This window comes from Saccharopolyspora sp. NPDC045839 (assembly GCF_056431645.1).
The window spans coordinates 1-13,868 of sequence record NZ_JBWKKH010000040.1; the positions used below are offsets into that span (position 1 = coordinate 1).

The 13,868-nt window shown below is 67.9% G+C and carries 13 protein-coding genes; 10 read left to right on the forward strand and 3 right to left on the reverse strand.

The window, feature by feature from the left end; translation table 11 throughout:
* A partial coding sequence (locus AC07EQ_RS36855) for an HC3 family zinc finger protein (protein WP_478392442.1) occupies positions 1-193 on the reverse strand: 193 nt, incomplete at its 3' end.
* Between the two features lie 114 nt (positions 194-307).
* Between AC07EQ_RS36855 and AC07EQ_RS36860 the strand changes: the two genes are divergently transcribed.
* Together AC07EQ_RS36860 and AC07EQ_RS36865 are read left to right on the forward strand one after the other, a co-directional pair.
* Complete coding sequence (locus AC07EQ_RS36860; protein ID WP_478392443.1) at positions 308-1,159, forward strand: helix-turn-helix domain-containing protein; 852 nt, start codon at positions 308-310, stop codon at positions 1,157-1,159.
* Positions 1,149-1,433, forward strand: coding sequence for a DUF397 domain-containing protein (locus tag AC07EQ_RS36865; protein WP_478392444.1), 285 nt, complete (start codon positions 1,149-1,151; stop codon positions 1,431-1,433). Before AC07EQ_RS36860 ends, AC07EQ_RS36865 begins: the two co-directional genes overlap by 11 nt.
* Positions 1,434-1,439: 6 nt before the next feature.
* Here AC07EQ_RS36865 and AC07EQ_RS36870 read toward each other — a convergent pair whose 3' ends face one another.
* Both AC07EQ_RS36870 and eccCa read right to left on the reverse strand, forming a co-directional pair.
* Positions 1,440-2,180 (reverse strand): response regulator transcription factor, encoded by a 741-nt coding sequence (locus tag AC07EQ_RS36870; protein WP_478392445.1) that lies wholly within the window; start codon positions 2,178-2,180, stop codon positions 1,440-1,442.
* 242 nt (positions 2,181-2,422) lie between these two features.
* Positions 2,423-6,319 (reverse strand): type VII secretion protein EccCa, encoded by a 3,897-nt coding sequence (gene eccCa, locus AC07EQ_RS36875; RefSeq protein ID WP_478392446.1) that lies wholly within the window; start codon positions 6,317-6,319, stop codon positions 2,423-2,425.
* A gap of 345 nt (positions 6,320-6,664) precedes the next feature.
* Between eccCa and eccD the strand changes: the two genes are divergently transcribed.
* From eccD to AC07EQ_RS36915, 8 genes are all read left to right on the forward strand, one after another.
* Positions 6,665-8,035, forward strand: a complete 1,371-nt coding sequence (eccD, locus tag AC07EQ_RS36880; RefSeq protein WP_478392447.1) for a type VII secretion integral membrane protein EccD — start codon at positions 6,665-6,667, stop codon at positions 8,033-8,035.
* Between the two features lie 142 nt (positions 8,036-8,177).
* Entirely contained in the window at positions 8,178-9,617 is a 1,440-nt protein-coding gene (gene eccB / locus AC07EQ_RS36885; RefSeq protein ID WP_478392448.1) for a type VII secretion protein EccB, read from the forward strand.
* Positions 9,618-9,713: 96 nt separating this feature from the next.
* Positions 9,714-10,055: a hypothetical protein gene (locus AC07EQ_RS36890; protein ID WP_478392449.1), complete on the forward strand. Its 342-nt coding sequence runs from the start codon at positions 9,714-9,716 to the stop codon at positions 10,053-10,055.
* A 34-nt stretch (positions 10,056-10,089) separates the two neighbouring features.
* Positions 10,090-10,383 carry a hypothetical protein gene (locus tag AC07EQ_RS36895; protein WP_478392450.1) on the forward strand — a complete coding sequence of 98 codons (294 nt, stop codon included), beginning with the start codon at positions 10,090-10,092 and terminating at the stop codon, positions 10,381-10,383.
* A gap of 20 nt (positions 10,384-10,403) precedes the next feature.
* Entirely contained in the window at positions 10,404-10,778 is a 375-nt protein-coding gene (locus AC07EQ_RS36900; protein WP_478392451.1) for a hypothetical protein, read from the forward strand.
* Positions 10,779-10,848: 70 nt separating this feature from the next.
* A complete protein-coding gene (locus AC07EQ_RS36905) occupies positions 10,849-13,020 on the forward strand; it encodes a hypothetical protein (RefSeq protein WP_478392452.1) in 2,172 nt (723 codons plus the stop codon).
* A 21-nt stretch (positions 13,021-13,041) separates the two neighbouring features.
* On the forward strand, positions 13,042-13,470 hold the full coding sequence (locus tag AC07EQ_RS36910) for a YbaB/EbfC family nucleoid-associated protein (RefSeq protein ID WP_478392453.1): 429 nt from the start codon (positions 13,042-13,044) through the stop codon (positions 13,468-13,470).
* Positions 13,460-13,780 carry a hypothetical protein gene (locus tag AC07EQ_RS36915; RefSeq protein WP_478392454.1) on the forward strand — a complete coding sequence of 107 codons (321 nt, stop codon included), beginning with the start codon at positions 13,460-13,462 and terminating at the stop codon, positions 13,778-13,780. Before AC07EQ_RS36910 ends, AC07EQ_RS36915 begins: the two co-directional genes overlap by 11 nt.
* Positions 13,781-13,868 lie beyond the last annotated feature (88 nt).

A 13,868-nucleotide genomic window follows, 5' to 3' on the forward strand; every position in this document is an offset into this window, starting at 1 on the left:
CGTGCCAGCAGTGCATGCAGGTGTCTTCGCGGATCCAGTCCACTTCGGAGCGGTCGTGCAGCTCTGCTGCGTCCGCTTCTGCTCCGCAGAACGCCATTGCCGGCAGACCCGCCGGGGTTTTCGTTGCTGCGATGGGGAAAGCGTGGCGGCCTCCCGTGACCGGGCGCCAGACGTAGGTCAAGTAGTCGGACATCGAGACCTCGCTTTCTGGAACGGTTTAGGCAAGTTTGCCTGAGGTTGGGCAAAGTGATCAATTGCACGAAAGAGGGAGATCAAACGGGTGGTAGGGCGCTCGTAAGCTGTGCCCATGTCGGACACCCCACGGGCACGCGCTCTAGCGAAGGAACTTCGGGCCGCTCGCAACGCTGCGGGCTTGACCGCGCGGGAGTTGGCTCGCGTGCTGGGCTGGTCCGAGGCGAAGGTCAGCCGGATCGAAACCGCGCGACGCGGAATCCTGGTGCAGAACGTCGAAGCGATGCTCGACGTTCTCGGGATGAAGGGCGAAGATCGCGAACGCCTGCTGAAGATGGCCCGCGACATCCGCGAACCCGCATGGTGGGAGCTCGGCCGAGACCTGCCGCAGCAGCTCACGGCGCTCATCGACGCGGAGCAGCGAGCCAAGCGCATCACCAACGTGTCGCTGAACCTGGTACCCGGCTTGCTCCAGACTCGCGCGTACACGCGGCAGATCATGGAATCGTCCGGTGTCGAAGACGCTGTACTTGAGGAACGCGTTGCGATTCGCCAGATGCGGCAGGGCATTCTTACCCAGCGGGATCCGGTCGAGCTGCGCCTCTACATAGATGAGACAGCGTTCGGGAGGCCTGTTGGCGGTCCGAGCGTCATGGCGGAGCAGCTTCGTTACGTCGTTTCCGCTAGCGCGGCCGAGAACGTAACCGTGCAGGTCCTCGCTCGATCGCTCGGTGCGCATGCAGGGCTGAGCGGAGCGTTCGTGCTGTACGAGTTCGTCAAGTCTCGCCCCGTGGTGTACCTGGAGGCACGGCGTTCGGGTGCGTTCATCGATGCGCCTGAAGACGTCAGCTTGTTCTTGGATGCAGTGAAATTGCTCGAAACGCAGGCGTCCGACCCGGCTACTTCGCGGGAGATACTGAACCAGTACGTGCGGCAGTACGAGAGCGAGGCGCGACATGACTCCTGAGTTAGCCGGCTGGCGGAAGTCCTCTTACAGCGGTGCAGAAGGTGACTGCGTGGAGGTGGGCTGGTCGAAGTCCTCCTACAGCGGGAGCCAGTCGGAGTGCGTTGAGGTGGGCTGGTTGAAGTCTTCCTACAGTGCGGTTGAAGGCAACTGCGTCGAGGTTGCCTTGGCTCCCGGCCTGGTTGGGGTGCGGGATACGAAGGATCGCGACGGGGGCACCTTGGTGTTCTCCCAGGGGCAGTGGGCGGCTTTCGTCGCGGGGCTTCGTCGCTGGTAGGTCGCCTTATGGCTGGGTCGGGCCGAAGCGGTAGCCGACTCCCCAGACCGTGATCAGGATCGTCGGGTTTGCCGGGTCCGTTTCGATCTTCTCGCGCAGGCGGCGGACGTAGACGCTCACCATCGACGAGTCGCCCACCTGCCACTGCCAGACGCGCTGCATCAGCTCGTCCTTGCGGAACGTCGTCCCCGGGTTCGCGAAGAAGAACTCCAGCAGGTCGCGCTCCCGGCCGGTGAAGCGCAGCGGTTTGCCCGCCTTGGCGACCTGGCGGGTCGTCGGGTCGAACGTCAGGTCCTCGATCCGCTGGAGGTGGGACGGCGGTTCCGGCGGCGCCTGCTGCGCGGGCGCCGAGCGGCGCAGCAGCGCTTGGGCGCGCAGCACCAGCTCGCGGGGGCTGAAGGGCTTGGTGACGTAGTCGTCCGCGCCGAGTTCGAGGCCGTGGATCCGGTCGTCCTGCTCGCCGAGCGCGGTGACCAGGATGATCGGCACCGAGCTCTGCTCGCGGAGCTTGCGGCACACGTGCGTGCCGTCCAGGCGCGGCAGCATCCGGTCCAGGATCACCAGGTCCGGGTTGAAGGCGGCGAAGCCGTCGAGCGCCATGACGCCGTCGCTGGCCACCGCGACCAGCATCCCGGCGTGGTTGAGGTAGCTGGCGATGACCTCGGCCATCATCGGATCGTCCTCGACCACGAGCACCCGATGCCGGCGCACCGCGCCCTGGCCCGCGCCGGAAGGTCCGCTGTCCACCGCCCGCCTCCGCTCAATCCCGACAGAGCCGAAGACTATCCGGTACGGAGCCCGGCCAGCGCCGCTGCCCGAACGGGCAACCGAATCGCCCCCGATCTTCGCCAGGCCGAGACGTCGGGACGAGCGGGCCAGAGATTTCCAATTTTGCCTAAAATTGGGACCCTCCGGACCTCGGGAGACGCCTGGAACGTAGTGGGGCTCCCGATTTTGCCTAAAATTGGGAGCCCCACGAACCGGCGTCGTTATGCCGGGTTCTTCAGGTGCGGCGTCTGCAGCAGGGACGTCTTGCGGCGGGTGATGTACTGCGCCCGCCCCGTCGGGAGCTTCTGCGGGCGCACGTCGTGGAAGACCGGGCCTTCCGACGGCGGGCAGGACAGCAGCACCGCCGGCGTGTTCACCTCCTGCATCCGCCGCAGCAGCGGGTCGTAGGAGGCGCGGGCCAGGCCGTTGGCGCTGCGCGCGACGATCACGTGCAGGCCGATCTCGTGCCCCTGAGCCAGGCAGTCCAGGATCGGGACGAACGGGTTGTCGTGCGGGTCCGTGCTCACCATGTCGTAGTCGTCGACGATGAAGAACAGCTCCGGGCCGTGCCACCAGTCCCGCTTGCTCAGCCGGGCCGGGCTGATCTCCGGGCCGGGCACGCGTTCCCGCATCGCCCGCGACGAACCCGCCACCGCCTCCCGCACGATGTCCTTCGACACCGCGTAGCCGAGCCGGTACTCCTCCGGCACGGTGTCGAACAGCTCGCGGCGGAAGTCCACCAGCGTGATCCGGGCCTGGTCCGGGGTGTACTGCCTGGTGATAGAGCGGGCGATGTGCTGCAGCAGGTTCGTCTTACCCGTCGAGTCGTCACCGGCGACGATGAGGTGCGGGTGCTCGGTGAAGTCGTGCCACAGCGGCTCGATGTCGTCGCCGGACAGGCCCAGCGGGATCTGCAGACGGCCGCGCGGCGCCGGGAGTTCGGCGACGTCGAGGACCGGCGGCAGCATCTTCACCTGCGGCGCGGCCGGGCCGTTCCACGACGATGCGATCGTCGAGATCAGCTCCTGGGTGCCCTCGGAGGTGTCGCCGGCGCCGTCGAGGCGCGGCAGGCCGGCCAGGAAGTGGGCCCGGTCCTCGGTCAGGCCGCGACCGGGGATCTTCGGCACCGTCGCCGCGGCCCGCATGTTGATCGTCGACTCGACCGGGTCGCCCAGCCGCAGCTCGAACCGGGTGCCGAGCTGGTCGCGCAGGCCGCCGGTGACCTCGCCGGCGCGGGTCGCGGTGATGATCAGGTGGATGCCGTAGTTCAGGCCGCGCGACGCGAGCAGGGCGAACTGCGGCACCAGGTCCATGAAGTCCTGGCGGATCGTGCCCCAGCCGTCCACCACCAGGAACACGTCGCCGTACTCCTCGTCGGCGAGCTCGCCCGCCGCGCGCCGCCGCCGGTAGGTGGCCATCGAGTCCACGCCGAGCTGGGCGAAGCGCTGTTCGCGGTCCTCCAGCAGGGCGGTGACCTGGTTGATGGTGCGCATCATGCGCTCGGTGTCGAGCCGGCCGGTGACGCCGCCGACGTGCGGCAGCCCGCTCAGCGACGACAGCGTGCCGCCGCCGAAGTCCAGGCCGTAGAACTGCACTTCGCGCGGGGTGCGGGTGAGCGCGAGCCCGGTGATCAGGGTGGCCAGCAACGTGGATTTACCGCTCTGCGGGCCGCCCGCGATGAACACGTGCCCGCCCGCGCCGGAGAGGTCGGCCAGCAGCGGTTCGCGCTGCTGCTCGAAGGGTCGGTCGATCACGCCGACCTGCACCTGCAGGTTGCGCTGCGCGGCATCGACCGTGTTCAGCCCGCGGGCCGGGTCGATCGTCAGCTGCGGCAGCATCTCCTCCAGCGTCGGCGAGGCGTCCAGCGGCGGCAGCCACACGCGGTGCGCGGGCCGGCCGCCCTCGTCGGCCAGCCGCTGCACGGCGGTCTCCAGCAGCGATGCGCCGCCCTCGTCCTGCTGCTCCTCGGGTTCGTGGGCCACGGGCAGTTCGCGCGGCGGGATGTAGGAGGTGCTGAACGGGACGATCTGCCGCTCCACCACGGACTGCCGGACCTCGCGCCGGGCCTGCCGGTAGGTGCCCGACACGTAGGCGGCCTTGAACCGGGTCAGACTGTCCACACCGGTCTTGAGGTAGCCGGCGCCGGGCTGCGACGGCAGCTGGTGCGCGTCCGGAACACCAAGCACGCCACGGCTTTCCATGGCGGAGAAGGTGCGCAGACCGATCCGGTAGGACAGGTGCGATTCGAGCTGGTGCATGCGGCCCTCGTCGAGGCGCTGCGAGGCCAGCAGCAGGTGCACCGAGAGGCTTCGGCCGAGGCGGCCGATCATCACGAACAGGTCCATGAACTCGCGGTGCGCGGCCAGCAGCTCGCTGAACTCGTCGACCACCACGAACAACGTCGGCAGCGGATCCAGGTCGGCGCCGTCGGCGCGCGCCTTCTCGTACTCGGTGGCGGAGCTGAAGTTCCCGGCCTTGCGCAGCAGCTCCTGGCGGCGGATCAGCTCGCCGTGCAGGGCGTCCTTCATGCGCTCCACCAGCGACGCCTCGTCGGCGAGGTTGGTGATGACCGCCGAGGTGTGCGGCAGCTCGTCCAGGCCGAGGAACGTCGCGCCACCCTTGAAGTCGACGAGCACGAAGTTCAGGGTCTCCGACGAGTGCGTCAGCGCGAGCGCCAGCACGAGGGTGCGCAGCAGCTCGGACTTGCCGGAACCGGTGGCGCCGATGAGCATGCCGTGCGGGCCCTGGCCGCCCTGCGCGGACTCCTTGATGTCCAGCTCGATCGGCGTGCCGTCGCCGGTGACGCCGATCGGCACCCGCAGCCGGGCGTTGCCCGACTTCCGCTGGGCCTGCAGCTTGGCCACGTCGAAACCGTGCAGGTCGTTGATGTTGAGCAGGGTGGTCAGCTCGAAGTCGGAGGTCAGCGGCTCGGTGGTGTCGGTGGAGATGGCCAGCCGGTAGGGGGAGAGCAGGCGGGCAAGGGACTCGGCGCGAAGGAGGCTGAGCGCATCCGGTCGGCCGATCGGGGAGTGGTCTTCCTTGCCCGCCCGCCCGATTCGCACCAGCTCGGCGTTGTCGGGGGAAACGCGCATGAGCAGGGTGCGGGGATCGGTCTGCCAGTCCAGGGCGGAACCGAGGTCGATGACGGTGACGTTGCGGTAGCCGCTGGTCGCCAGCCGGCTGTTGGGTGCGGTCTGCGCGCCGTCCAGGACGACCAGCACGTACGGCTCGCCCTGCCCGACCTGGGCGTCGCGTTCGAAGTACGGCCGCCCGGCGATCTCCTCGCCGAGCAGGCCTTCCAGCTCACCGGCGGTTTCGGCGACCAGCCGGACCGGGCCCGCGCCGTCGGTCTCGGTCGGGTGCAGGCAGTGCGGCAGCCACTTCGTCCACTGCCAGTGGTCCAGCTCCCGGCCGAGGATCACGATCCGCAGGTCCTGCGGTGCGTGCAGCACCGCCAGCTGCGTGATCATCGAGCGGACCATGGCGCGGGCGACGTCGACGTCGCCGCGCAGCAGAACCCGGGCGTAGGCGCGCAGGTAGAGCGGCACCGGCTGGTCGGGCACCGTGCCGTAGGCGCGGATGAACCGGCGCAGCGCGTGCGCGGACAGCGGTTCGAGATCTTCGACCGGCTTGGTGTTGATCTCGGTGATCCGGGTGCCGAGCTGCTGCTCGCCGACCGCGATGCGGACCTCGCCGAAGTCCGGGTGCTCGGGGCGCACCTCCCACAACCGGGAGGTGCCGACCAGCGACCACGCGGCGGTCGGCTCCGGGTGCCGCCAGGTCTGGGCGCGGCGCTGCTCCACGACCGTCTTGCGCACCTGGCGGCGGATCTGGCCCAGGTAGCGGAGGTAGTCGCGGCGCGCGCCGGTCACCTGCTGCTTGCGTTCCGAGGCGGCGCGCAGGAAGTTCGCCGCGAGCATGCCGAGCGCGGCCAGCACCATCATGCCCATGGCGAAGTACATGATCTCGCCGCCGCCGCCCATGCCGGGGCGGAGGAAGATCATCACCATCGCCAGCGAGCTCAGCGCCATCGGCAGATAGGTGATCATCCCGGAGAACCCGCTCTGCTTCTCGGGCAGCTCCGGTGGTTCTTGGAGGGTGAGCTCGCCAGTCGGCATCGGTGGCCCCGATTGCCGCTCAAGGCGACGGAACAGCGTGACGCTCACGCGATTTCCCTTCCCGCTCGGGAAAACTTGCGACTCCGGCAGACTTCCACCGGGGACCGGGATTTTCAGGTCACGTAAATCGGCGACAGCACTAATACCGAATTCCGCTTTATGGTTTTGCCAGGACGGCGGCGCGCTTCGTCATCGCGAACCTGCCAGCGTCGTCGCTCCAGTCTCGGACGCAACTGTCCCCCGGTGTTCGAGGCGGTTCTCGACGACGTCGGGCACCGAAGCATGGGTCCGGTGCCCGACGTTGCCGTTGAAGCGAAAACCTCCGGAAAGGGAGCGTGAACCGGCGTGAGCACTAGCGCAGTTGCGGGACTGTGCCGTTTGTCCATCCGGGCACCTGATCGAAACTTCGATCTCGCGGTACCGACCGATGTTCCGCTGATCGACCTGATGCCGACCATCATCAGCTATGCGGGCTCGCAGGTGGAAGAAGCCGGCCTGGACCACGGTGGCTGGCTGCTGCAGGAGGTCGGTGGCGAGCCGCTGGACGAGGAGGCGACCCCGGAAGCCCTCGGGCTGCACGACGGGCAGACGCTCTACCTCCGCTCCCGGCAGGAAGCCATGCCCGCGGTGCACTTCGACGACCTCGTCGACGGCATCGCCTCCGGGATGCAGGAGCGCGCCGGGTCCTGGACGGCGACCGGGACCAAGCGGCTGCTGCACGCGTTGACGCTGGTGGTGGCCGGGATCATCTGGCTCGGCCTGTTGCTGCCCGGCGACTCGCTGGTGCGATCGGTGGCCGCGGGCGTCGTCTCGCTGCTGCTGCTGGCGGCGGCCGGTTCGGCTTCGCGGGCCGTCGGCGATGCGTTCGCGGGCACCGCTTTCGGCATTGCGGCGGTGCCGTTCCTGGCGCTCGCCGGGTTCCTCGCGCCCGGCCCGGAGGCTTCCGGGATGGCGGCGCTGCTCGCGGCCTCGGCGACCGCCGCCGGTGGTGCGGTCCTGGCGCTGGCGGCGTCCGGCACGCACGCGCACGCGTTCCTGGGCGTGCTGGTGGTGTGCGTCTTCGGCGTGGTGACCGCGCTGTTGATGCTGCTCACCGGTTCGATGGCGGAGGCGATGGCCGCGACGGCCGTCATCGCGGTCATCTTCGGTGCCTTCATCCCCGGACTCGCGTTCCGCGTCGCGGGGCTGCGAATGCCGCCGCTGCCGACGAACTCCGAGCAGCTGCAGGAAGGCATCGAGTCGCACCCGAGCCGGAACGTGCTCGACCGCACCGAAATCGCCGACAACTACATGACCGCCCTGTACCTGGCGGTCGGGCTGGTCTGCGCGGCGGCCATCACCGGCCTGCTCACCGAGCCGGACTGGTCCACGTACACGATGGCCGGCGTGCTCAGCGCGGTGCTGTTGCTGCACGGCCGCGACGTGGGCGGGATCTGGCACCGGCTCTCGGTGGTGATCCCCGGCGCCTTCGGCTGCACCGTGCTGGTCCTGGTGCTCGCGCAGCAGGACCTCTTCGGACGGTTGCTGCTGTTCGTCGGCGTGGCGCTGCTCGGTGTGGCGCTGATGGTCGCGGGCTGGGTCGTGCCGGGCAAGCGCATGGTCCCGTATTGGGGACGGGCCGCAGACATCCTGCACGTGCTCTTGGCGGTGAGCCTCCTCCCCCTGATGCTGACGGTGCTAGGAGTCTTCGGCCTCATCCGCGCGATCAACGGCTAGGGGTGTGTTGGTCCGCAATTTCAATGGAAATCGGACCTTCGATTTCCATTGAAATTGCGTTGGAGTTCACCCGTTCGGATGGTCGCGGACCTCGGTGAACGGTTTGAGTTGATGGGTTCTTCGCAGCAGAGGGCGTGGGAGTGTGCAGTCGCGGCGGGATCAGGTTCAGGCGCACATGTTCGTCATGGGGCGGCTCAGCGCGGGAATGCTGCGGGCCGATCCGGATATTTCAGACACGCCGCAGCGGCGAACGTCGCGCGGCTTGGCCATCGGCATCATCGTCGCGGTCCTGATCGGGATCGGGACGTTCCTGTTCGGAATGATCAACAAGGGCGGTGCCACGGCCTGGAAGGTGCCGGGCGCGCTCGTCGTGGAGAAGGAGAGCGGCGCGCGCTGGCTGTTCCTCAACGGCGAGCTGCACCCGGTGCTCAACCAGGCGTCCGCCCGGCTCATCGCGGGCGCCGACCTGTCGGTGCACACCGTCACCGAGAACTCGCTGCTCGGCACGCCGCGCGGGGCGCCGATCGGGATTCCCGGCGCGCCGGACGGGCTGCCGTCGGCCGCCGCGCTGAGCACCGATCCGTGGCTGACCTGCGCCGCGCCCACCGGTGGCGGCAGGCGGGACTTCACGATGCTCGTCGGCGAGGCCGGTGGCGAGCCGGTGACCGATGAGGACGGTGCCCTGGTCGCCGGGCCCGACGGCACGGTGTTCCTCGCCTGGAAGTGGCAGAAGTTCCGGATGGACACCCAGACCGCCGGCCCCGCCGCGCTCGGCTACAGCACCACCGACCCGATCAAGGTGCCCGCCGGGTTCCTCAACGCGCTGCCGTCCGGGCCGGACCTGGTGGCGCCGGAGGTGGCCGGTCGCGGCACCGCAGGACCGCAGCTCAGCGGGGCGCCGAGCGTCGTCGGGCAGCTGTTCCTCGATGCCGCCAACAAGCCCTACCTGCTGACCCAGGCCGGGCTGGTGCCGCTCACCGACACGCTGTTCAAGCTGCTGCGGGGCGACCCGCGGACGCAGCAGGTCGCCTACGGCGGGAAGCCGGTGGAGCCGCGGCGGATCGGCGCGAGCGACATCACGGCGCACTCGGCCCCGGCCGCGGCGAAGGACGAGCTGACGCGCGACGGCGCGTTCCCGGAGACGCCGCCGCAACTGGTGCCGGACGACGACGAGCAGGCCCTGTGCGTCTCCACCGCCGCCGGCCCTCCGGTGGTGCGGGGCATGTCCTTGGTGCCCAAGGAGATCACGGACACCGCGAACCCGGTGCAGGCGCAGCCGGGGGTCACGCTGACCTGCTCCCGGCCGGACCGGGTGGCGCTGCAGCCCGGCAGCGGCGTTCTCGTCGCCGCCGCACCCATGGGCGGCGCCCAGGCTCCGACGATGTACCTGGTGGCCGACAACGGCGTCAAATACCCGGTGCCGTCGGTGGACGTGGCGACCGCGCTCGGATACCCGGCGAATCCGGTGGGGATGCCGTCGATGCTCGTCGACCAGCTGCCCACCGGCCCCGCCCTGGACCCGGCCAAGGCCGGCCTCCCGGCGACCACCATCCCGCAGGTCCCGGCCGCCCCGCAGTGCTGAATCCCCTGCTATGTCCCTGTTCTGGGATGTGGTTGGCGCGGGTCGGTGGTCTTAGTTTCGTGATTGCCAGAGGCTTCGAAAACCTTGGAGGAATCGGTGAGCTCGCCCAACAGCCTTGCGCACGATGAGGCGAAGCAGCAACAACTGACCAGCAGCCTGGTCAAGCACGTCGACTCGATGGATCAGGCCGCCAAGAGCGTCCAGCAGATGAACCAGCAGCTGCAGGGCTACATGCAGTCCTCGGCGGGCCGGACGTTCGGCACGCAGATCGAGGCGTGGACCCAGAGCTACAACAAGATCAAGGCGAAGGTCGACGAGGTCATCAACAACCTCGGTGCCGCCAAGAAGCAGATCCAGGCGGCGGAAGAGGACAACCAGAGCAAGGCCGCCAAGTTCGGACAGGGCATCTACAGCGTCCTGAGCCAGTCGCACAACTGATCCGCTCCGAGCCGAATACCTGTGAGGAACCGAAATGGTTGATCTCCAAGTCGACAAGAACGAATCCACCGCCTTGGTCGCGATGATGTACAAGCAGACCGAGACGCTGAACGAGCACATCGACGAGATCCAGCGAATCGTCAACCGGATCATCCAGGACCCCGCGCTGTCCGGTCACTGGAAGGACTCGTGGCAGAGCGCGCAGCAGATGATCGACACCGAGCAGAAGAACATGATCCAGCAGTTCCACGAGGGCTCGGGGCTCCTCGACAACGTCACCGAGGCGTACAAGGACGTCGACAAGGTCGCCGCCCAGTACTTCATGTGATGACGGCGAGGTGAAGTGTCATGACGAACAGCGACACCAACAAGCTCGAGATCACAGACGCGGCGATCGGCGACCAGAAGACCTTCCTCGACAAGTTCTACACGGAGTGGATGAACTCCACCCCGATGAAGAACCTCTCGACGTTCGCCCAGAACAGCAAGGATCTGGACGGCGGCAAGACCGGCAACGGCTACAGCAAGTTGTTGGTCGGTCTCCTGCCGCAGGCGCAGACCCTGACGCAGCGGGCCGGGGAGTTCGCCGGAAACATCGACAACCAGCTCCAGACGCTCGTCAAGGACTGGATGCCGAGCTGGGTCGATGAGCTGGAAAAGCTGCAGGCCACGGTCAACAAGACCGAGGACGAGAACACCAAGAAATCGGAGAACTCCTTCTGACCGCTGGTCCGGTCGGTTGGCAATCGTCGCGGTCGGCGACCGTGGGCACGTAGTAGGAGAGTGAGCGGAAATGTCGGCTGCTTGGGAACAAGCGCTCCAGGCCCTCGTGCCCAGTCACTTCAAGGTCGCCGACCGCGACGCCTTCGCCGGGAACGACTCGCCGTCCTGGATCTCCACCGTCGACTACCTGCAGCAGGCTCGCGGGGGCAGCAGAACGCTGGGCGACAAGATGCCGGGTGACCCCGCGAACACCTGGGACGTGTACCTGAAGTTCAAGTTCGAGTCGTCGGCGCTCGAGGTCGGGGCCGACCAAGGCGCACAGGGATCGTCCTACGGTTACCTCTACATCGGGGTGAACCTCGACTACTCGCAGTTCGGCGCGGGGAGCACCTGGAGCCAGATCCTCGCGCAGGGCAAGGAAATCCTGGACCCGGTGGCGACCATCGCCCCGTTCGAGAACACGGCCGGGAACCAGGTCGTCGCCAGCCAGCCGAGCGTCGACTTCTACGTCAAGCAGCTGCAGGACACCCAGACCGCGATCAACCAGTGGGCCGCCGACTTCGAGGCCCAGGCGAAGTCGGTCGGCTCGGGTCAGGGCTTCTCCGGTGAGGCGGCCAAGACCTACCAGAGCAAGCTGGAGGACGCGGTCAAGAAGCTGCGGCGATTCGGCGAAGACGTCGCCAACCCCAGGATGATCCAACAGCTGCAGACCGCCAAGGACACCCTGTCGCAGTACGCCCTCCAGCTGCTCAACGCCTTCACCGCCTGGCGCCCGGATCTCGAGAACAAAGAGGCGTTCTCGCTGAGCAGCCCCCGGATGGCAGTGGCCGAGGCACTGCGGAGCATGAACCTCATGATGACCTACTCCTCCTCCGGTGAGGTCAGGAAGATCACCGCCGGCGGTTCCGACGTGTCGGTCGAGTCGGAGGAGTTCAAGAAGAAGCTCGACCGGGCGGCCAAGGACCTGTGGAACTCGGATTTCGTCCAGCAGCTCGACACCCCGGCCGTGCAGGCCATGGGCACGGCCAACGGCAAGTTCGAGCACATCCCGCGGGGGTTCCCCAACGTCCGGATGGGCCAGATCACCGCCACGTACCAGCCGGCCTCGGGCGGCGGCGCGGACGACGACTTCAAGCAGAAGCTGCAGCAGATGCAGGAGGACAACCAGAAGCTGCAGCAGGACAACCTGAAGCAGCAGGGCGACTTCCAGAAGCAGCAGCAGGACGACTACAAGCAGCAGCAGGACGATCTCGAAAAGCAGCAGCAGGACGAGCTGAACAAGACCAACCTCACGCCGGACGGGAACGGACCGGGTGGCGACGAGAAGCCCGGGGACGACTCCGATTCCCAGGACCTGGACAACCTCGACGAGGTCGAGGACCAGAACAAGGAGCTCACCCAGAACCTGACCGGCGGCGACGGCACCGGCACCAACTCGCTGAACGAGGACAAGAACGTCCCGCCACCGTCGTACTTCACCGGCCCCGGATCGTTGGGCTTCGGCAACAACAACCCGCTCGGCGGCACGACGTACGACCCGGACAACCCGGGCGGGCAGAGCTCCGTCTTCAACCCGGACGGCTCGGTGGCGCGCGGGCCGGACGGCACCCCGCTGACGGTGCCGAACGGCTCGAAGATCAACGTCGACGGCACCATCACCAAGCCGGACGGCACGCTGCTCACCGGGTCGGACGGCAAGCCGATCAAGGTGGACCCGGACTCCGCGATCCGGCCGAACCAGATGCTGCGCAACCCCGATGGGTCGTTCGCCACCGGCCCGGACGGCAGGCCGCTCTACGGCCCGTACGGATCCTCCGTCAACCCGCACGGCCAGGTCCTCGACCCGAAGGGCAACCACGTCCTCGGTCCCAACGGCAAGTTCCTGGGTGCCGTCGATCCGGCGGGCGGGCCGTTCAAGAACAGGATTCCGCTGAACGGCCCGTTCGGGTCGAAGACCGTCGGGCCCGTCGGTCCTCCGGAGATCGGCGATCCGGCGAAGCGTTCGACGACGAACAGCTCCGCTCTGGACGACACGCTGCGCAAGCCGTCGACGCCGGACACCGAGACCGGGCCGAGGGGGCGCGGCGGCGCGAACGGGCAGTCTCCGGTCATGCCACCGCCGATGGGCGGCGGTGGGGCCGCCGGCGGACAGGAGAAGGAGCGGCAGCGCAACACCTGGCTGACGGAGGACCCGGAGAAATGGGGCAGCCAAGGCGGTTTCACCACCGCCATCGGCCGCTGAACGCGTGATGGGAGGCATACCGTGAACTTCGGCAACCTGCAGGCGCAGATGGAACAGGCGCTCGCGCAGATCACCGAGAAGCAGCAGGAGATGCGCAAGGCCGAGCAGGACCTGCTCAGCCGCACCGCCACGGCCCGCGCCAAGGACCGGATGGTCAGCGCCACCGTCAAGGCCGGCGGCGAACTGTCCAAACTGGAGTTCCACGACGACCGGTACCGGACGATGGCCCGGGCCGAGCTCGCCGACGCCGTCGTGAAGGTCGTGGAGCAGGCCCGCGCCGACATGCTCCACCAGGTCAACGAGACCATGGCGCCGCAGCTGGGCGACATCGCCGACCTGCGCGAATCGCTGGGCGGCGCGTCGCCCTTCAGCGAGTTCCTGGCGCCGCTGATGGAGATGCAGAAGGACGTCACCGACTCGCTGAACCCGGAGCGCGGCAATGGGAAGTAAGTTCGTCGTCACCGAGCAGCTCAGGAAGGACTTCCCGATGCTCGGCGAGGCGACCGCCGACATGGAGAAGTTCATCTCCTACGCGGACCGCCTGGAGGCCGAGACGATGGCGGCGTCGGGCAGCGAGGGAGACATCACCGACAGCGTCAAGGAGAACGGTGTTCACCTGTTCGCGAACTTCCGGGACCTGAGCAAGACCTTCAAAGAGGCGTTGCAGCAGACCAGCGAGAACGGCCAGAAGTTCAACAACATGACGGACAACACCGAACAGGACAACGTGCACAACGCGAACAAGTCCTTCGGGGGTTAGTGCTCGGCTCTGGAGCTCGATTTCTCAAGGTTTCGACAGGGTGCTCCCAGGTGCGGGAGCGGGTGGCTGAACGGGGAGGGTGTCAGCT